A 16260-nucleotide genomic window follows, 5' to 3' on the forward strand; every position below is an offset into this window, starting at 1 on the left:
TGCAGCATTACCCTCAAGCTTGCCCGTCCGCAACCAGCCTGTTATGTCTGAACCACTCAGCAAAACCCTGATCCTCCAGCGCATAAATGCCTCTGGATTCTTTCCAGACCAGATTCTTTTCACGCAAGCCATCGATGGCGGTTTGTACTGTTGCTTTTGATAGCTTTTTGGTTTGGGTGATGTCCATGTACGCTGCCATGGATTCGTCGGAAAACGGTATCCAGTGTTCACCCTTGCTGATGAGTACACTGAGCACGGCTTTCTGTATCGCTGTCAGGGCATCAAACTCGCTGGCGAATTCCTCCCACAGGCGGTTATTGATTTTTCGGGCACCGTCTTCCAATATTTCTGACAGACTTTGCGCCTGGCCGTCGAGGGCGATGTGGGCGATCAGGTCGCGCAGCATCTCTGGTCTGTGTCCCAGTAACTGGAATGCTGCCCAGACACTTTCTGCACGCAGCTTATTACCCCTGGCCAGGTTGCCATTCGCCCATTTGGTGAAGGCATCCGTGTACGACTTGTTGAGCAATGGGAAAGGCGTAATGCTGGAACCAAAGAAAGGCTGAGTGCGGTTCAGCACCAGGTGGGCAAGTTTGTCGCGGTTGGAACCGGTGAATACCAGCATCAGGGCAGGCAGCTCGGCACTCAGGTTGAGAGTGTCGCGGGCGGATTTGAGTGCGAACATGGCATTCAAGCCTGCCGGGGTACTCAGGGCATGCTGGGCCTCATCGACGATCAGCACGACAGGTTTTTTGACCTGATGACTGAGTTCTGCAATCACATCTGAGAGCGTGACATTGTCTGGTAAACCCGGCTGGTTGATATCAATGGTCAATGTCCCCAGCACATTGACCCTGGAGAGACCCACAGCTTTAGCGGCCTTGTTGATGATGCCTATGGTGTCCGCCAGATGTTTTTTGATGGCCTCGGTAATAATCAGTGCCGGGTCGCGCTCTTTGTTAGCCCACAAGTCCACATACACTGGCTGCCAGCCACGCTGACTGATCTCTGGCACCAGGTCTTCCCGCAAGAAGGTACTCTTGCCGACACGCCTTGGCGCAGCCAGGAACAAGCCTGATCGAGCATCACTCAAACCCTTGCCTTGCAGCCTGTTACAAAGTTCCTGAGCCAACTCAGGGCGGCGAAAAGTAAAGGAAGTACTCATGGGCTGATGACCTTATTTTCTCTATTATGCTTTATTATGTCTGGAAACATAAATTATGTATTCGAGCATAATAAAGCATAAATTGTTCTAAGTTCAAGATATTTTCACAGTCTGAGTACCGTCAGAAACAGTCGCCCCATGTCATATCCGGTTTGACGGATGCGCTATGCAGGCGGTGTACTTGTTACAGCTTCAAGCATGAATCATGAAGCAAAGGAACAAACAAGTTCCGGCGCAAGAGCATGCAGGTAACTGCGGACATCAAAGACCGCACCTGGCGCGTGCGCCCCGCTACGCTCTTTCACTTCACCCTGCAAAATCCGCTGCACTGCCTCGCATATCAGCGGTGCAGTAAAACCATAGATATCACGCCCCTGCGCTACCAGCTTGCGTGTCACCCCATCCTTGCTTGCAATCACTTCAACCAGGAAAAGCTGGGCGGACTTGCCGCTTTCGTCAGCCGCTGCGGGTGGCGGCGTCAATGGGTCTCGTATGTCTTGGAGAGCAGACAGATTCAGATAAGTATGCAATTGCCCTATCCTGAGATGCTGCTTCATCAAAATGACTTCAGAAAACGGCACTTCAATGGCATCCAGACGCCCGAAGGGTTCTGCATAATCCCAGGCAATTTCAGCCGCAGGCAGGGCCATCGGCAGCAACTCGCCGTCACTGACTACCAGGCGATGCGCAGTATTACGGGCACCCGTGATGCGTGTCCCTTCGGTCGGATGCCAGCTATCCAGTGCGATGCCTATGCGGATGTCGTCTACAGCATCCCAGTCGCCGATGACTGCGGTAGCCAGCAAGTCGGCAAGACCGCCGTAAAACCCCATGGCGGGGAGAACCAGCACGCCTGCTTCCCGTGCCGGGCTGTCAAATTTCTTCAAGGTGTCATGTGCACTCATCTGCTCTGCGCTGACATCCAGATAATGCACACCATTGCGCACTGCGGCTGCAGCAAGTTGATCCGCGGTCTCCAGGAAGGGGCCTGCGCAATTGATGAGGGCAGCTACACCATGTAAGGCATCATCAAGTGCTACGTTATCGGCTATGGAGACAGACCTGGTCTGAATGCCGCGCTCTGCATAGCCAGCAGCAGCCAGCTTGATGCTGTCGCGGGCCAGGGCTACCGGCACCATGCCGCGCCGTACAAGTTCATCCACCACAAAGCGCCCCGTATGTCCGGTGGCACCAAAAACAGCAACTTTGTTATTTACTGAGGTTTTCATCGTTTGACTCCATGTTTGTTGTCACATTTACTTCATATTTATGTTTACGTTTAATCGATACAGACCGGTATGTTTTATAAGATACATACAGGTCTGTAGCATGTCAAGCGATTATGTTATAATTTTTTCCCATGAATACTTCAAAGACCGGCAACGCATCTGCTACCTCAGAGGTAAAAGAGCGCATTCTTGAAACAGCATCCCGCCTTTTCTATAGCCAGGGCGTAAGAGCCGTGGGCGTGGATTTGGTGGCGGAGCAGGCTGACGTGGCAAAAACCAGTATCTATCGTCATTTCGGTACCAAAGATGATCTCATCGCTGCTTTTCTGCAACGTGAAGACGAAGACTTCTGGCAATGCTGGGGTGATGTTCATGCGCGCCATGCAAATGATGCCGCCGCCGAACTTGATGCGCATTTCCAGTGGATAGGTGAGCGGGTAGCACGCCCCAATTATCGCGGCTGCCCGCAAATCAATGTCGCGGCAGAATTTCCTGACCAGGATCACCCTGCCCGCAAGGTCGCACACACCCATAAGCATGAATTGCGACGCAGGCTTAAAGAAATTGCAGTACGCCTGGATGCAAAACGCCCGGATGAGCTGGCTGGCCAGTTAGCCGTGCTGATCAACGGTGCCTTTGTCAGCTCGCAGATGTTCTTTGAAGGGGAAGCCACGGTATTGTTAATAGCGGCAGCACATGCTCTGGTCGCGGCGGCCAAAGAATAAGGGCAGCCACATCACCTGGATATGCACATCGCTGACAATATGAATCCAGCACAAACCGCCACGACACAAGTTGCGATAAAGACCTACCAGGATTATTACAAACACTGGATGCAAAACGCCGGGCTGGAAATGTTAGCCCTGCCAGATGCAGCCAGCAAATTACAGGCAGTTGCACATCCCCTGCCACTTGCTTTGCTGGCCTACTATCATTGCGCTGGCAATAGCTCTATCAACACCACATATAATGAACTCTTGTTACCCGAAGATTTGTACGTAGAACAAGAACACCTGATCTTCATGCATGAAAACCAGGGTGTCGTCGATTGGGGCATACGTCTGCAAGACCTGTCACAAGATGACCCGCTGGTGTGGCAAAGGAATAATGATGACCAAGCCTGGTATGCAGAAGATCATCAGCTCAGCAGCTTCTTGATGGCTTGCTGGTACTGGACTGAATTTGGGGAAGAAAAGTCAGCCGAGTTTTTTAAACTTTCATAGCATGTAAATTTGCTGGTTTGCAGGGTACGTCATACGCAGCTATCCTGGCGAATACGATTAGCATTCATCAAAAACTGCTGCGCATGGCGTACCTGCAAAATCGCCATACATGCCGGCTCACAAGAATAATGCTTCTGTCCGGCAGAGCAATAAAAACCGGGTTCGCACAGCATGACCAACTGGCAGTTTCCTGCTACTGTAATTCACGCATCCAGCTCGTGCAATTTCGCCATGGCATCAGCCAGGCCATGATTACCGTTTTTTCTGAGAGCAGGCAAACTGTCTTGTATCAGGCTCACAGGATCGCCCTGCCCCAATTTGAATTGCGCCTGGCAAGACAAGACTTTGGCACGAAAAGGTACGATGAATTTTGCCAGTTGTTCTGCCCTCGGGCTTTCTTCTATCTTCCATGGTTGCGGCTCATTGGCATCCATATGGCTGATCAGGGTTTCCAGCGCAGACCAGGCAGCAGCAGGACCTTCTTCCAGACAAATCTCCACTTCAAAATGGGCGACTTGATAATTCCAGGTGGGCGCATAGCGACGGTCGCTGAGCCAGGCGGAGGAAATATAACCCTCGACACCGGTGAAGGCCAGCAAGGCGCGCGGATTCTTGCGTATGATTTCCAACTGCGGATTGTGGATGGAAAAATGTCCTACGAAACTGGCATTGCCTTCAGCATCCCTCTGCAATATCAGCGGCAAGGGTGAAGCTTGTATATTCACACCGTCAGCACTGATGACCAGGGCCAGGGGATTGCGGGCGATCATCTGATCTATTTCATCTGTGGTTTTTGGCTGGAAAATTTCGGGGTTGTTCATTTTTGACTCCGTATTGAATTTATAGCTATGGTAATCTTGCCACAGACCTACAACAAGACCTGCTCCTGCAATGCAAGATTTCAAAAATGAACAAGCCAGACTGGACTGGGATGACTTGCGCATCATCCTGGCTGTCGCCAGGACAGGCAGTCTGAATCAAGCCGCGCTTGCGCTGGGCAGCAGTCATCCCACGGTTTTTCGCCGCGTGCGGGCGATAGAGAAAAAACTCGCGGTCAATCTATTTGAACGCAAACGCTCCGGGTACACGCCGAGTGCCGCTGCCAGCGAAATCATCGCCGTGGCACAACAAATTGAAGATGACATCCACCGACTGGAACTGGGCATCGCCGGGCTGGATGAAAAACCTGCAGGCAGCGTGCGGCTGACGACGACGGATACGCTGATGTTCCAGCTATTGCCCCCCATATTTGCCAGCGTACAGCAGCAATTGCCAGGAATATGTCTGGAAGTCAGCACTGGCAACAGCATGTTTTCCCTGGAAAAACGCGACGCAGACATTGCCATTCGCGCTGGCGGTGATCCCCCCGGGCATTTGATCGCCCGTCGCGTATGCGATATTGCCTCCTGCATTTACTATCCCGTCGCCTGGCCAGACATTTCTGGCAGCGACATGAATGATATGAGCAAGCACCCCTGGGTCATGGTCGATGCCACACTGGCCCATCTGGATTCAGCCAAGTGGCTGGCCGCGCAAGGCTTGGCAGAGCGTGCGGTATTTCGCTCCAACAGTCTGGCAGGTGTCGTCAGTGCTGCCAACGCCGGCATGGGCATGGCTATCTTGCCCTGTTATCTTGGTGACCGCGCCCCTGCACTCAAACGCCTGGGTGCGCCTGTGGAAGAATTTCTTTCCACCTTGTGGATACTCAGCCATCCCGACTTGCGCCGTGTCAGGCGCATCAATGCCTGCATAGAAAAACTCCTGCCTGCACTGGCCGCGCATCGGCAATTATTTGAAGGCAATTTGCCAGCAAACTGACGCAAAGGCTTGATGCGTTTCTTTCCTGCACCGGGAAGAAACGCGCTTATCTGGCAAGCGCCCTGAGTGTGCCATCCAGGTCAGCAACCAGCACAGCATCTGCGGTCAATACGGGGCGGGCGAATACACCGCCGGTGATAAAACTGCCGCTCAGGCTGGAAGGGTGATACTGCCAAAGCTGCTTACCGGTAGCGGCATCCACTGCGTAAAAACCGCTACGTAAAGTCACATCCGGGAAATAATAGGGACTGGCCGAAATAGCACCTATGTACAAGACACCATCGGCCAGCAGTGGCGTCATCCAGCTCCAGCCTCCTGTATTGAACTTCCATATTTCTTTGCCGGTAGCGCTCTCAAAAGCAGATAACTTGAGTGAATCTGAACTGCCTACGTAGAGCATGCCTGCATCTGCGACTGCCGTGGATTCTACCCAGGAACCATCGGCATAAGGTGCGATCCATACTTCTTTGCCGCTCTTGGCATCAAGTGCAAACAAAGCAGGCTTGCGGCCACCAAAAACTATCTTGCCATTGGATACGACAGCACTCGACTGTATGACTTTTTTGGTGTCATAGCGCCATTGCTGTTTTCCGCTGTTACGCTCCAGGCAGTAAAAGAAATGATCCCAACTGCCGACGCAAACCTGCCCATCCGCCAGCATGGGTGTGGCCCGGATACGGCCTGCAGTGGCAAATTTCCAGCGTAGACTACCGCTCTCAACATCAATGGCGTACAAATTACCATCGGCGCTGCCAACGAATACCATATCACCATCAACTACGGGGGAAGATGCCAGATAATCGTAGTCAGGCTCCCCGAGATTGGAAGGCAGGTGACGCACAATGTCCGCACTGCCAAGCTTAAATTTCCACAAGAGCTCGCCGTTACCGTTATCAAGCGCATACAGGTACCCGTCATCGCTGGAGAACAAGACCATGTTCTGGTAAAACGCTGCGCCGGAACGTATCGCCGCGCCACTACGATAGCGCCAGACCTCTTTTCTTTGACTGGTGTTGAGTGCATGGAAGTAACCATCGTCACTGCCAAAGTAGGCTATATCGCCGCGTGATGCCAGGGGTGACCATACCTGTGCATCGGTCTTGAACTCCCATAGCACATCCCCTTTATTGACAGCGTGTGCAGCATGGGTAGATAGTAGCGTGCAAAGCAAAAGCATGGAAACCACAACATAGTTCAACATCGCTTATCTCCTTTTGAATAGTAGGTATCTGACCTTTATTAATAAAATAAGTTCTTACCCAGAATAAATAATCAAGCCTTGACGTTGCGCCGACAAGGAGCTTGGTGAGACAATCAGTTTCCATCTTAAGATTTCATTAAATGAAAACAAACCCACCCAAGGTATTGGCACTAGACCTTGAAGGTACGCTGATCTCAAACGCCATGAGCCAGATCCCGCGTCCTGGTCTATTTGAATTTTTGGAGAGTTGCACCTCGCTTTTCCCGCGCCTGGTTATGTTTACAACCGTCAAGGAAGACAAGTTCCGGCACATCGCCTGTTTGCTGGTAGAAGAAGGGAAGGTACCTGCATGGTTTGCCGATATCGAATACGTCAACTGGCAAGGTGAAACCAAGAATCTGGAATTTGTACCTGATGCGGCAGTCGCCGATGTCATCCTGGTTGACGACTTTGAAATCTATGTACACCCTGGGCAGTCTACGCAATGGATGCAGATAGAGTACTTTGATTATCCTTATTCTGAAGACGACAGGGGTTTGTTTACGATGCTGGAGAAGCTGGAGAGACTGGTCGGCAAGAGTACTTGAAAATGGAAAATTTACGCACTATCAGCAAGTATCTGGAAGAAAAGGGTTTACAAATCGAATTGCGCGCACCCGAGCACATGCTTATCAGTAAATCTGAAGACACCATGCTGGATTTACGTATCGTACAAAATCGCTTAAATCTACTGCGTTGGGACTACATACCCGGTCCTGGCGAAAATGATTTTTCGATCTTTATTGATACCCTGGATGAGGCGACGCTAAAAATCTGGAATTACTTCTTCGCTCAAACAGTAAAAATCAAGGACTGGGATATCGCGCTGCACCGCTATCCCTATTGGTCACTGGCGCAAATGCAGTACAGATTAGCGAATCTGGTCCATATAACAGAAGAGCAGCTTGAGGCTATTAAGGAAGACCGCCAAAATCGGCTCGACCACACATCCTTAGAATCTCTTTCGCGCCTCGATAGCGCTGAAAAAACGCAATTCATATGTTGCGGCAGCCACCTGATAAGCTGCGACAAATTAATGATACGGCGTGATATGCAGGAAGCATATGCTGTGCGTATGAAATAGCAATGCCACCTGATCCGATATGGACAAATGAAAACCTAATCGTTGGGACTGCCTTGTTTTTCACTCTCCGATCGTATTCCCTGCCAAATCATGGTCACACCAATTAATATCGTCCCGGCACCCAGTACTACTTTGCCATCGCGATCACCAAACAGCATCAGAATAAGGTGCTCCAATGCACATCCTCTTCTACAGCCAGGAAGGGTGCTGCCATTGGCGAAAATCAAACCTGCACCATACAAAATCGCAAGCAAGCCCAATACACATATTCCAATTCGTAAAAACAAATTCATTTAATCAATACTCCAGCTCTGCGCCCTATTTACAATCATGGTGATATTCACCAGTTAATCTATACTTCGCATAAAAGAAACTCTCATACAGCAAAGCCTTGCTCTTTGAGCGCCAACTGACATAAAGACTGGTAGGTGTAGCGGCTGAAACAGCATTGATGTGCAATTCATCGGCCATCGTCATCGCCCGCTTCATGTGCAATGGATCACTGACTATCATTACGTTTTGCAACTGTTGCGCCTGCATGAGCTTGCAAGCCTGCACCAGGTTTTGGTAAGTGTTTGTCGATATCTCTTCTATCAATATCTTTTCTGCGGGAACGCCCTGGACAATCGCATACTGGCGTGCTGCAGCCGATTCTGAGAGCTTGTCACCCTCACTCAAACCACCAGTGAAGATGAGGTAGTGCACCTGGCCGTTTTTGTATAGCTGAATGCCATGCTTGATACGTTCGGCAAACACGGGCGATGGTTTATCTTTCCAGACCGATGCACCCAACACAATTGCGGCATCGGCTTTGATTTTTTCAGGTGCAGCAGAATGCTGAGCCAGTAGTGCAGGATAAAAGGCAATATTCAACATGGCCCATATAAAACCCGCCAGCAGCAAGGCAAATACCAGCAGGATAATGCGCTTGATGCTGAAATAGCGACGCAGGCTATTGAGGTAAGAGCACATTCTGGCTTACTGCTTTCTCAACACGCGCCAAGGCTTGCTGGTCTTTGGATCGATGGGTACACGTTTTTCATTACTCGCATAATCATCTTCAAATACTGCCCAGCTTTCGCCGCGTTTAATCAGGTACCAGAATGGCAGCTTGCGTCCTTCAACACGCAGCGGGGTGCCATACAAATCCAGTTCCGACAAATCGCGTGACAAACTGGCTTGGGCCGGTTTTCCATCTATGCTGAGTTTGCCGTTTTGAAAGCACCACTGCTCTTTTTCTTCACTGACAAAGCAGCCTTGTATGATGCGCGCCAGGTAGAGGTTTGCTTCATTCTGATCCAAAGTGCCCAGACGCTGATACGGGCCTTGCTCTATCCTGCTTTTGCCATCACCCAGCAACCAGATTTTGTCGCCTTGCTGGCGCAGGCAATATTCAGTCTCATCCCCTTCATGCCAGGCAAGGTTCTGTTTGATGAGTCCATCTTTTATGGTCAGGGCAACTCGTTGGCTGTCCGTAGCAGTCATGGCAGCAGTCCAGCTGCCATGTTTTTTCAACAGCGCCAGGAAGTGGCTGGTACTCCAATAGCCATCAAGCTTGCGCAAGGCAGCGTTGCCGGTACAGACTTTACCTGGTGCAGCCATGGCATTGGAAACGCATAGCAGCAACAAAGGGGATAACAACAAGGCAGTGAATCTGAAAAATGTGGATTGCATGTTGTGCCTGCTCTTTTACTATCAACAAGAATTGAATGATTTTATCAGAGCAGGCAGGCAAACCTTGACTAAAGCTATCCAGATCACCGAGCCTACCTGACCAGATTGGCCGTCATCGTAATATCAAAATCCTGTTGCTTGTCTGGCGTTTCTTTTTGCAGCCTCGCCTGCTGGTTCAAGCCTGTAATGAGTTTTGGCTTGGCGATCACCTCATCTCCTTTTTTAACTACCATGTCTATGGTCACTGAATTTTTATACTTGTCTGCAGGCGCTGGAATGAGGGTGAAACTGAAGTCCCACTTTGCCTGACCATCTTCAGACTGCATGGCAATGCTGGCTTGCGTACCTTGCTTGACTACTACACGAGGTGAACTTTTTATACCAGCTACCTTGATATCCATCGCCACAGAATAACTATCCACTTCTGATTTGCCCACATCTTGACCAGCCTGGATGGGTGCAGCGACTGTGCTCGCCGGTGTAGCAGCCCAGGCACTATAAGCACTGGCACCGCACAGACAAGTCAATACCATATAGGCACTGATGCGTTTCAATTTTCCAGGACTGTTTTTTTGCAATTGCATGATTCTCTCCTTTAAGGGATGACGGGAAGGCCAATGACAGGCCAGGGCACTGGGGGTAATACTTAACTGGGTTTTCAGCATGGCTTCGGCATAGGTGCGCCTGGCTTGCGGCTCTTGCGCTATCACGCTGGCGTCGCAGGCCAGTTCCTGATCAAGGCGAAAACATCTGGCGGCGACATGCACGAATGGATTAAACCAGAACAGGCATTGCAGCAGCGCGAACAGGGTATTGGCAATGACATCACCCCGGCGTTTATGCACCAGTTCATGACGGATGATGAGTGCCTGTTCTGCCGCGCTGTAACGTTCAAAAAAATCGGCAGGTACTATAATTTTTGGCTTGAAACAGCCTGCCAGGACAGGGCCAGTATCCACATCACTGGCAAGATATACATCATCAGCCCTGGTGAGTTTGCCCAGCCTGCGCACGAAATGCAGGTGCTGCATCCCGAACAGTGTCAGCATGACAAAGCTACCGATGAGCCATGCACTGACCAGGATTACTGGCCAGACACTGGCAGACTGAATTTCCAGCAAAGTTGTACCGGGAATGAGTTGATTCACCGGTGCATTCAAATCCACTGCCATGTCCAGATATTGATGATGCGGGAAAAGCATCGCCATCAAGCTTAGCGGCAAGATGACCCAAAATTGATAGCTGATACTGGCGCCCACCAGTTTGCGCAAGGGCTGCCTGATCAACAGGATGAGGGCAATAAGGCTGCTGATGATCAGGCAAGCCAACAAGCCTGTCTGCAAAAAAATATTACTCATCACCCAGCTCCTTGATCAAACGTTTCAGTTCAGCGATGTCCTGTTTGGATAATTTCTTTTGTTCGCTGAAATGCGCCACCAGCGGGGCGATGCGGCCATTGAACATGCGGTCCAGAAAGCCCTTGCTCTCCGACATCAGCCATTGTTCACGCCTGAGTATGGGGGAGTACAAAAAACGCCTGCCATCCTTCTCCGCAGCTATCGCCCCTTTTTTGAGCAGACGGTTCAGCAGCGTTTTGACGGTGGCGTCTTGCCAGTCCTGTTGCTGCGCCAGAGCTGCGCTGACCTCTTCGGCTGACTGGGGGTGCTGCTGCCACAGGGTTTCCATGACAAGCGACTCTGCTTCGCTGATGGCGATGTTTTTCATTACTGGCTCCAGGCTTATTTATAAGCTTCAATCTCAAATTCAAATCATTTACACATGTAATCGATGAGGAATGATTACATGTGTAATCATTGAAGTCAATAAAAAAATTCAAGACACTTGCATGAGCACGGGCTTGATTTTTATCATTCGCCTGAAAACTGAGCTTGCATGCTTTTACATTGCCTTGCATAATTGGTCTTACCAATTTTCACACTGGTCGACCAACCATCTGTTAGGAAAGCATGATGAAGCAAATGCCTGGAATGATGGCCCAGCTGGCAGCTGCCTGCCTGTTGTTGTCCAGCCTGAGTGCGCACACCTGTGCGGCTGATGCTGACGCTGGCAAGCCGCGCTACCAGAATCCCATCATTCACGCCGATTATTCTGATCCCGATGTCATACGCGTTGGCAATCGCTACTACATGACTGCATCAAGCTTCAACAGCGCCCCCGGCCTGCCACTGCTGGAATCGGCAGATATGGTGCACTGGCAGTTAACCGGCCATGCCCTGTCCCAGCAATTACCGTTGGCAGATTTTGTCAGGCCGCAGCATGGCAAGGGTGTGTGGGCACCCTGCCTGCGCTATCACGATAATCGCTTCTGGATTTTTTACCCTGACCCCGATAAAGGTATCTACGTGATGACTGCAGAAAAGTTCAGCGGTCCCTGGACTACGCCACATTTGCTGCTGGCAGGCAAAGGCATCATCGACCCTGCTCCATTGTGGGATGAGGATGGCAAGGCCTACCTCTTGCATGCCTGGGCCAAGAGCCGTGCCGGTTTCAATAATGTACTGAGCCTGCGCCGCATGAACAACGAAGCGACACAATTGCTGGATACCGAAGGCAAGATCGTCATTGATGGCAACAAGCTGCCTAACTACAAGACGCTGGAAGGAGCAAAGCTTTACAATCATCAGGGCTACTACTATGTCTTCGCCCCCGCAGGTGGTGTTGAAGAAGGCTGGCAATCGGTATTCCGCTCGCGCAATATCGACGGCCCCTATGAAGACAAGATCGTCATGGCGCAAGGCAAGTCCACGATCAATGGTCCACACCAGGGCGCCTGGGTACAGACACCAGAGGGAACAGACTGGTTTTACCATTTCCAGGACAAGCGGGCTTATGGCCGCATCGTACACCTGCAACCCATGCACTGGAAAGATGGCTGGCCCGTCATTGGTGATGATACCAATTACGCTGGTACGGGCGAGCCGGTGCTCAACCATGCCATGCCGCTGCCAGGCAAATTCCCCGCCGTACAACCGGCGACGACGGATGAATTCAAGAGTAGCAAACTGGGCTTGCAATGGCAGTGGAATGCCAACTGGAAGCCTGAATGGTTTTCACTGACAGCCAGACCACAACATCTGCGCCTGCTGACGCAAGCAGATACCAGCTATGCCGAACGCAAAAACCTGTGGGATGTACCCTCCTTGCTATTGCAAAAACTGCCTGCAGAGCAATTCACGGTAGATACCAAACTGGATGTCAGCCATCTGCAAAACGGCAGTAGCGCTGGTCTGCTCATGTACGGCTTTAACTATGCCTGGCTGGGCGTGCGTCAGCAAGACAAGGAAAGGCAATTGCTCTTGTCCACTTGCGACAAGACAGAAGCAAAATGCGAAGAAATCACCCGTGCCAGCCTGCCATTGAACAGCGGCATCGTGTACTTGCGCATGTTGGTGCAGACAGGTGGCAAGACACGCTTTTATTACAGCACGGACAATCGGCAATTCAATGCAATTGGCGAGGTGTTTACCGCCACGATGGGGCGTTGGGTTGGCGCGCAAATGGGACTGTTCAGCGTGCGCGCTGGTGCGCCAGTTTCTGCAGTCGGGGAAGATTATGTGGATGTGGACTATTTCAGGGTGACGATAAATAATTAATCACCAGAATCAAAACACCCCGGCTTGGGTTTGGGTTTTGCCGCTGCGTTTGACTTTCGCAATTCCCATGTGTAGCCGCCGTTTGTGCGGTACAGAAAATGGATTAAGAAGGACCGGTGTCTGAGCGAAGCGAGTTTCGGGCCTTCCCATTTTTTGTACTGCACAAACGGGAACCCCCTTTAGGGGGCGACTACGCCTGGGTCGCCTTTCTTTGAATACGTTCTTTGGCGACGCAAAGAAAGTATTTCGGCTGCCGGGCCGAGACCCGGCTTGTATCCACGAAGGGCAATTTAATTTCAAGCTACACGGTATGCAAAGAACGCCCCTAGATTCCTGCCAAAAGCACGCAGGAATGACGTTACCAAGATTACGGATCAATTTGCAAGCTTGGCTCTGATGACAGCCAGCCAACAAAACCCCATATCAAATTCACCCTCTTGATGCCCCTCAACGACAATTCCTTGCCCTGGCACAAATATATCCCCACCCAATCCCAGAAAATCCTTCATATTGGGTTAAAGTTGACCCTGCATGCAGCGCAAATCTCAGCAGCGTGCCAAAATAGAAAGAGATGCAGCCGGGCAAAGTCAATTCCCTGTATGCTGGCATCCGATAACAGAGACAAACTACCGTAAAACGAATTCATCATGCGTATTTTGCTAGCAGAAGACGACAGTGTCCTGGCCGACGGGCTGACCCGTTCGCTCAGGCAATCTGGCTATGCCACTGACTGTGTTAATGACGGGGAGGCAGCGGATACCGCGCTGACCACCCAGGATTTTGATTTGCTGATCCTCGACCTGGGCCTGCCCAAATTAAGCGGGCCAGAAGTCCTGCGCCGTCTGCGGGCGCGTAATTCGCGTTTGCCGGTGTTGATTTTGACAGCGGCAGATTCTGTAGAGCAAAGGGTCAAGGGCCTGGATCTGGGTGCTGATGACTACATGGCCAAGCCCTTTGCCCTGTCTGAACTGGAAGCACGTGTACGGGCGCTGACACGGCGTGGCGCGGGCGGCGGGCCAACTGTGATCAAGCATGGGCCACTGACCTATGACCAGGTCGGACGCATCGCCTATATCCATGAACAGATGCTGGATTTATCGGCACGTGAACTGGGTTTGCTGGAAGTACTGCTGCAGCGTACCGGGCGGCTGGTCTCGAAAGAACAGTTGGTCGATCACCTGTGCGAATGGGGTGAAGAGGTCAGCAATAATGCCATTGAAGTGTATGTACACCGCTTGCGCAAGAAAATAGAAATTGACGGCGTGCGCATCGCCACGGTGCGCGGACTTGGTTATTGCCTGGAAAAATTCTTTGTTCCTGCCACGCCTGCAACATCAGCGGCAACAGTCGCAACAGCGACGACAACCGCAGCCGCTGCAAATCCTGAACAAAAATGAGTCAACAGCCAGGCAGTGCCGACAGCGACGCAACAGCGCCTAACAGCACGGCGGGCAAGCAGCCTGAAGAAAAAATTCAGCGCTCGTTGTTTGGTGAAATCCTTGACTGGATGCTGGCCCCGCTCTTGCTCTTGTGGCCCATGAGCATTGCCATCACTTATCTGGTGGCAAAGTCCATTGCCAACCAGCCCTTCGACCGCGCGCTGGAAGACAATGTGCTGGTGCTGTCGCAGCAAGTCAAAGAAATAGATGGCCAGATCATCACCCAGCTCAGCAATCCGGCCCGCGACATTTTGCGGGCCGATGACCTCGACAATATTTATTTCCAGATCAAGAACGCCAAAGGCGAAGTCATTGATGGGGACCGTGACTTGCCCATGCCGACAGAAGAAGAAAAACCACTGACCGGCACAGTGCAATTAAGAAATGCCGTTTTGCGCGGCATCGATATCCGCATTGCGTATAGCTATATTGACCTCAACAAGACTGGCAAGCGCGGTCCCAATAAAGATTCGCACAAAGATTCACTCAAAGACCCGCATCTGGCGTTGGTGCAGGTAGCCGAGACGCTGGAAAAACGTGCACTGCTGGCGAATGAAATCATCAAGGGTGTGATCCTGCCGCAATTCATCATCCTGCCTATTGCTCTGGCACTGGTCTGGTTTGCGCTGACCCGTGGCCTCTCTCCACTGGTGGAACTGCAGCAGAGAATACGCGCACGCAGGCCAGATGATCTAAGCCCCATTGATTCACGCCATGTGCCGGAAGAAATCACGCCCCTCGTTAAATCACTCAATGAAATGCTGGAGCGACTGGCGCAAACCATCGCCATCCAGAAGCGCTTTATTGCCGATGCTGCGCACCAAATGAAGACACCGCTGGCCGGTATGCGCATGCAGTCAGAACTGGCTTTGCGGCAAACTGACCAGAAAGAAATACATCAGTCACTGACACAACTGGCCACCAGTTCAGAAGCCGCCACACGCCTGGTCAACCAGCTGCTGACACTGGCCCGCGCAGAAAACCTGGCACCGACCAATCAGCCACGCGAACAGATAGACTTGAACATATTGGCACGCAATGTGGTGCAAGACTGGATACAGGCTTCTTTCAGTAAAAAGATAGACCTGGGATTTGAGCAGGATAAAAATGCCGTGCTGATTTTTGGCAGCCCGCTGATGCTGCGCGAAATGCTCAGCAACCTGATCGACAATGCCTTGCGTTACACCCCACAAGACCATAGTGTGACAGTGCGGGTGCGTATAGATCATGACCAGGCACTGGCGATACTGGAGGTGGAAGACAATGGCCCAGGCATACCAAAGGCAGAAAGAGAACGTGTGTTTGAACGCTTTTACCGCATCCTGGGTACTAATGTGCAGGGCAGTGGCCTGGGCCTGGCCATCGTGCGCGAAATCGCCAGCCAGCACGATGCCAGGATAGACATACTCGACAATCCCCAACCACAAGACCCGGCTTATCCCGGTTGCGTATTCCGCATTTCTTTCCAGCTAAATCCTTTTGATGAACTTGCCATGGAGGGCCTGTCATGAACGATGCACCTGAGTTGGCTGGCAGTGTCAGCAAACAATACTGGCGTCATACCAAAAGACTGACGGTAAGCCTGCTGTGCTGCTGGGGTGCACTGTGTTTCAGCATGCTGTTCTTTGCACGTGAATTGTCAACCCTGATTTTCTTTGGCTGGCCGTTTTCTTTCTACATGGCAGCACAGGGATTGACGCTGAGCTTTGTCTTGATACTGGTCATCTATTCTCTAGGCATGGGCTGGATAGGCCGCCGGCACACGGGGGGCTGA

18 protein-coding genes are annotated in these 16260 nt (G+C 51.3%); 9 read left to right on the forward strand and 9 right to left on the reverse strand.

Annotated elements, in window-relative coordinates; translation table 11 throughout:
* Positions 1-13: 13 nt before the first annotated feature.
* Positions 14-1165 (reverse strand): ATP-binding protein, encoded by a 1152-nt coding sequence (locus AC3WQT_RS02740; protein ID WP_492702009.1) that lies wholly within the window; start codon positions 1163-1165, stop codon positions 14-16.
* A 203-nt stretch (positions 1166-1368) separates the two neighbouring features.
* Positions 1369-2394 (reverse strand): saccharopine dehydrogenase NADP-binding domain-containing protein, encoded by a 1026-nt coding sequence (locus AC3WQT_RS02745; RefSeq protein WP_492702011.1) that lies wholly within the window; start codon positions 2392-2394, stop codon positions 1369-1371.
* Positions 2395-2525: 131 nt separating this feature from the next.
* Between AC3WQT_RS02745 and AC3WQT_RS02750 the strand changes: the two genes are divergently transcribed.
* Together AC3WQT_RS02750 and AC3WQT_RS02755 are read left to right on the forward strand one after the other, a co-directional pair.
* Positions 2526-3119 carry a TetR/AcrR family transcriptional regulator gene (locus AC3WQT_RS02750; RefSeq protein ID WP_492702013.1) on the forward strand — a complete coding sequence of 198 codons (594 nt, stop codon included), beginning with the start codon at positions 2526-2528 and terminating at the stop codon, positions 3117-3119.
* Between the two features lie 39 nt (positions 3120-3158).
* A complete protein-coding gene (locus tag AC3WQT_RS02755) occupies positions 3159-3617 on the forward strand; it encodes a hypothetical protein (RefSeq protein WP_492702015.1) in 459 nt (152 codons plus the stop codon).
* A gap of 203 nt (positions 3618-3820) precedes the next feature.
* Here the strand turns inward: AC3WQT_RS02755 and AC3WQT_RS02760 are convergent, their stop codons facing one another.
* Positions 3821-4438 (reverse strand): FMN-binding negative transcriptional regulator, encoded by a 618-nt coding sequence (locus AC3WQT_RS02760; RefSeq protein WP_492702017.1) that lies wholly within the window; start codon positions 4436-4438, stop codon positions 3821-3823.
* Between the two features lie 70 nt (positions 4439-4508).
* Between AC3WQT_RS02760 and AC3WQT_RS02765 the strand changes: the two genes are divergently transcribed.
* The gene (locus tag AC3WQT_RS02765) at positions 4509-5435 is read left to right on the forward strand and encodes a LysR family transcriptional regulator (RefSeq protein ID WP_492702019.1); all 927 of its coding nucleotides are present in this window, start codon (positions 4509-4511) and stop codon (positions 5433-5435) included.
* 46 nt (positions 5436-5481) lie between these two features.
* Here the strand turns inward: AC3WQT_RS02765 and AC3WQT_RS02770 are convergent, their stop codons facing one another.
* Entirely contained in the window at positions 5482-6636 is a 1155-nt protein-coding gene (locus AC3WQT_RS02770) for an outer membrane protein assembly factor BamB family protein (protein ID WP_492702021.1), read from the reverse strand.
* A 140-nt stretch (positions 6637-6776) separates the two neighbouring features.
* Between AC3WQT_RS02770 and AC3WQT_RS02775 the strand changes: the two genes are divergently transcribed.
* Positions 6777-7223 carry an NIF family HAD-type phosphatase gene (locus AC3WQT_RS02775; protein WP_492702023.1) on the forward strand — a complete coding sequence of 149 codons (447 nt, stop codon included), beginning with the start codon at positions 6777-6779 and terminating at the stop codon, positions 7221-7223.
* 2 nt (positions 7224-7225) lie between these two features.
* Positions 7226-7759 (forward strand): hypothetical protein, encoded by a 534-nt coding sequence (locus AC3WQT_RS02780; RefSeq protein ID WP_492702025.1) that lies wholly within the window; start codon positions 7226-7228, stop codon positions 7757-7759.
* Between the two features lie 35 nt (positions 7760-7794).
* Here AC3WQT_RS02780 and AC3WQT_RS02785 read toward each other — a convergent pair whose 3' ends face one another.
* From AC3WQT_RS02785 to AC3WQT_RS02805, 5 genes are all read right to left on the reverse strand, one after another.
* On the reverse strand, positions 7795-8052 hold the full coding sequence (locus tag AC3WQT_RS02785; protein WP_492702027.1) for a hypothetical protein: 258 nt from the start codon (positions 8050-8052) through the stop codon (positions 7795-7797).
* Between the two features lie 25 nt (positions 8053-8077).
* Positions 8078-8731, reverse strand: a complete 654-nt coding sequence (locus AC3WQT_RS02790) for a YdcF family protein (RefSeq protein ID WP_492702029.1) — start codon at positions 8729-8731, stop codon at positions 8078-8080.
* Between the two features lie 6 nt (positions 8732-8737).
* A complete protein-coding gene (locus AC3WQT_RS02795; RefSeq protein WP_492702031.1) occupies positions 8738-9433 on the reverse strand; it encodes a hypothetical protein in 696 nt (231 codons plus the stop codon).
* 92 nt (positions 9434-9525) lie between these two features.
* Positions 9526-10791: a M56 family metallopeptidase gene (locus AC3WQT_RS02800; RefSeq protein WP_492702033.1), complete on the reverse strand. Its 1266-nt coding sequence runs from the start codon at positions 10789-10791 to the stop codon at positions 9526-9528.
* Positions 10784-11158: a BlaI/MecI/CopY family transcriptional regulator gene (locus tag AC3WQT_RS02805; protein WP_492702035.1), complete on the reverse strand. Its 375-nt coding sequence runs from the start codon at positions 11156-11158 to the stop codon at positions 10784-10786. Before AC3WQT_RS02805 ends, AC3WQT_RS02800 begins: the two co-directional genes overlap by 8 nt.
* 242 nt (positions 11159-11400) lie before the next feature.
* Here AC3WQT_RS02805 and AC3WQT_RS02810 point away from each other — a divergent pair, with 242 nt between their 5' ends.
* From AC3WQT_RS02810 to AC3WQT_RS02825, 4 genes are all read left to right on the forward strand, one after another.
* Entirely contained in the window at positions 11401-13047 is a 1647-nt protein-coding gene (locus AC3WQT_RS02810) for a glycoside hydrolase family 43 protein (RefSeq protein WP_492702037.1), read from the forward strand.
* A 647-nt stretch (positions 13048-13694) separates the two neighbouring features.
* Positions 13695-14444, forward strand: a complete 750-nt coding sequence (locus AC3WQT_RS02815; RefSeq protein WP_492702039.1) for a response regulator — start codon at positions 13695-13697, stop codon at positions 14442-14444.
* Positions 14441-15997: a sensor histidine kinase gene (locus tag AC3WQT_RS02820; protein WP_492702041.1), complete on the forward strand. Its 1557-nt coding sequence runs from the start codon at positions 14441-14443 to the stop codon at positions 15995-15997. Before AC3WQT_RS02815 ends, AC3WQT_RS02820 begins: the two co-directional genes overlap by 4 nt.
* The gene (locus AC3WQT_RS02825; protein ID WP_492702043.1) at positions 15994-16260 is read left to right on the forward strand and encodes a DUF4212 domain-containing protein; all 267 of its coding nucleotides are present in this window, start codon (positions 15994-15996) and stop codon (positions 16258-16260) included. The genes AC3WQT_RS02820 and AC3WQT_RS02825 overlap by 4 nt, the downstream gene beginning before the upstream one ends.

This window comes from Undibacterium sp. FW305-107 (genome assembly GCF_058788535.1).

What these genes read in the sequence shown, in the direction of transcription:
- AC3WQT_RS02740 (WP_492702009.1), bottom strand. Translation starts at nt 1,165, where the DNA reads ATGAGTACTTCCTTTACTTTTCGCCGCCCTGAGTTGGCTCAGGAACTT.
- AC3WQT_RS02745 (WP_492702011.1), bottom strand. Translation starts at nt 2,394, where the DNA reads ATGAAAACCTCAGTAAATAACAAAGTTGCTGTTTTTGGTGCCACCGGA.
- AC3WQT_RS02750 (WP_492702013.1), top strand. Translation starts at nt 2,526, where the DNA reads ATGAATACTTCAAAGACCGGCAACGCATCTGCTACCTCAGAGGTAAAA.
- AC3WQT_RS02755 (WP_492702015.1), top strand. Translation starts at nt 3,159, where the DNA reads ATGAATCCAGCACAAACCGCCACGACACAAGTTGCGATAAAGACCTAC.
- AC3WQT_RS02760 (WP_492702017.1), bottom strand. Translation starts at nt 4,438, where the DNA reads ATGAACAACCCCGAAATTTTCCAGCCAAAAACCACAGATGAAATAGAT.
- AC3WQT_RS02765 (WP_492702019.1), top strand. Translation starts at nt 4,509, where the DNA reads ATGCAAGATTTCAAAAATGAACAAGCCAGACTGGACTGGGATGACTTG.
- AC3WQT_RS02770 (WP_492702021.1), bottom strand. Translation starts at nt 6,636, where the DNA reads ATGTTGAACTATGTTGTGGTTTCCATGCTTTTGCTTTGCACGCTACTA.
- AC3WQT_RS02775 (WP_492702023.1), top strand. Translation starts at nt 6,777, where the DNA reads ATGAAAACAAACCCACCCAAGGTATTGGCACTAGACCTTGAAGGTACG.
- AC3WQT_RS02780 (WP_492702025.1), top strand. Translation starts at nt 7,226, where the DNA reads ATGGAAAATTTACGCACTATCAGCAAGTATCTGGAAGAAAAGGGTTTA.
- AC3WQT_RS02785 (WP_492702027.1), bottom strand. Translation starts at nt 8,052, where the DNA reads ATGAATTTGTTTTTACGAATTGGAATATGTGTATTGGGCTTGCTTGCG.
- AC3WQT_RS02790 (WP_492702029.1), bottom strand. Translation starts at nt 8,731, where the DNA reads ATGTGCTCTTACCTCAATAGCCTGCGTCGCTATTTCAGCATCAAGCGC.
- AC3WQT_RS02795 (WP_492702031.1), bottom strand. Translation starts at nt 9,433, where the DNA reads ATGCAATCCACATTTTTCAGATTCACTGCCTTGTTGTTATCCCCTTTG.
- AC3WQT_RS02800 (WP_492702033.1), bottom strand. Translation starts at nt 10,791, where the DNA reads ATGAGTAATATTTTTTTGCAGACAGGCTTGTTGGCTTGCCTGATCATC.
- AC3WQT_RS02805 (WP_492702035.1), bottom strand. Translation starts at nt 11,158, where the DNA reads ATGAAAAACATCGCCATCAGCGAAGCAGAGTCGCTTGTCATGGAAACC.
- AC3WQT_RS02810 (WP_492702037.1), top strand. Translation starts at nt 11,401, where the DNA reads ATGATGAAGCAAATGCCTGGAATGATGGCCCAGCTGGCAGCTGCCTGC.
- AC3WQT_RS02815 (WP_492702039.1), top strand. Translation starts at nt 13,695, where the DNA reads ATGCGTATTTTGCTAGCAGAAGACGACAGTGTCCTGGCCGACGGGCTG.
- AC3WQT_RS02820 (WP_492702041.1), top strand. Translation starts at nt 14,441, where the DNA reads ATGAGTCAACAGCCAGGCAGTGCCGACAGCGACGCAACAGCGCCTAAC.
- AC3WQT_RS02825 (WP_492702043.1), top strand. Translation starts at nt 15,994, where the DNA reads ATGAACGATGCACCTGAGTTGGCTGGCAGTGTCAGCAAACAATACTGG.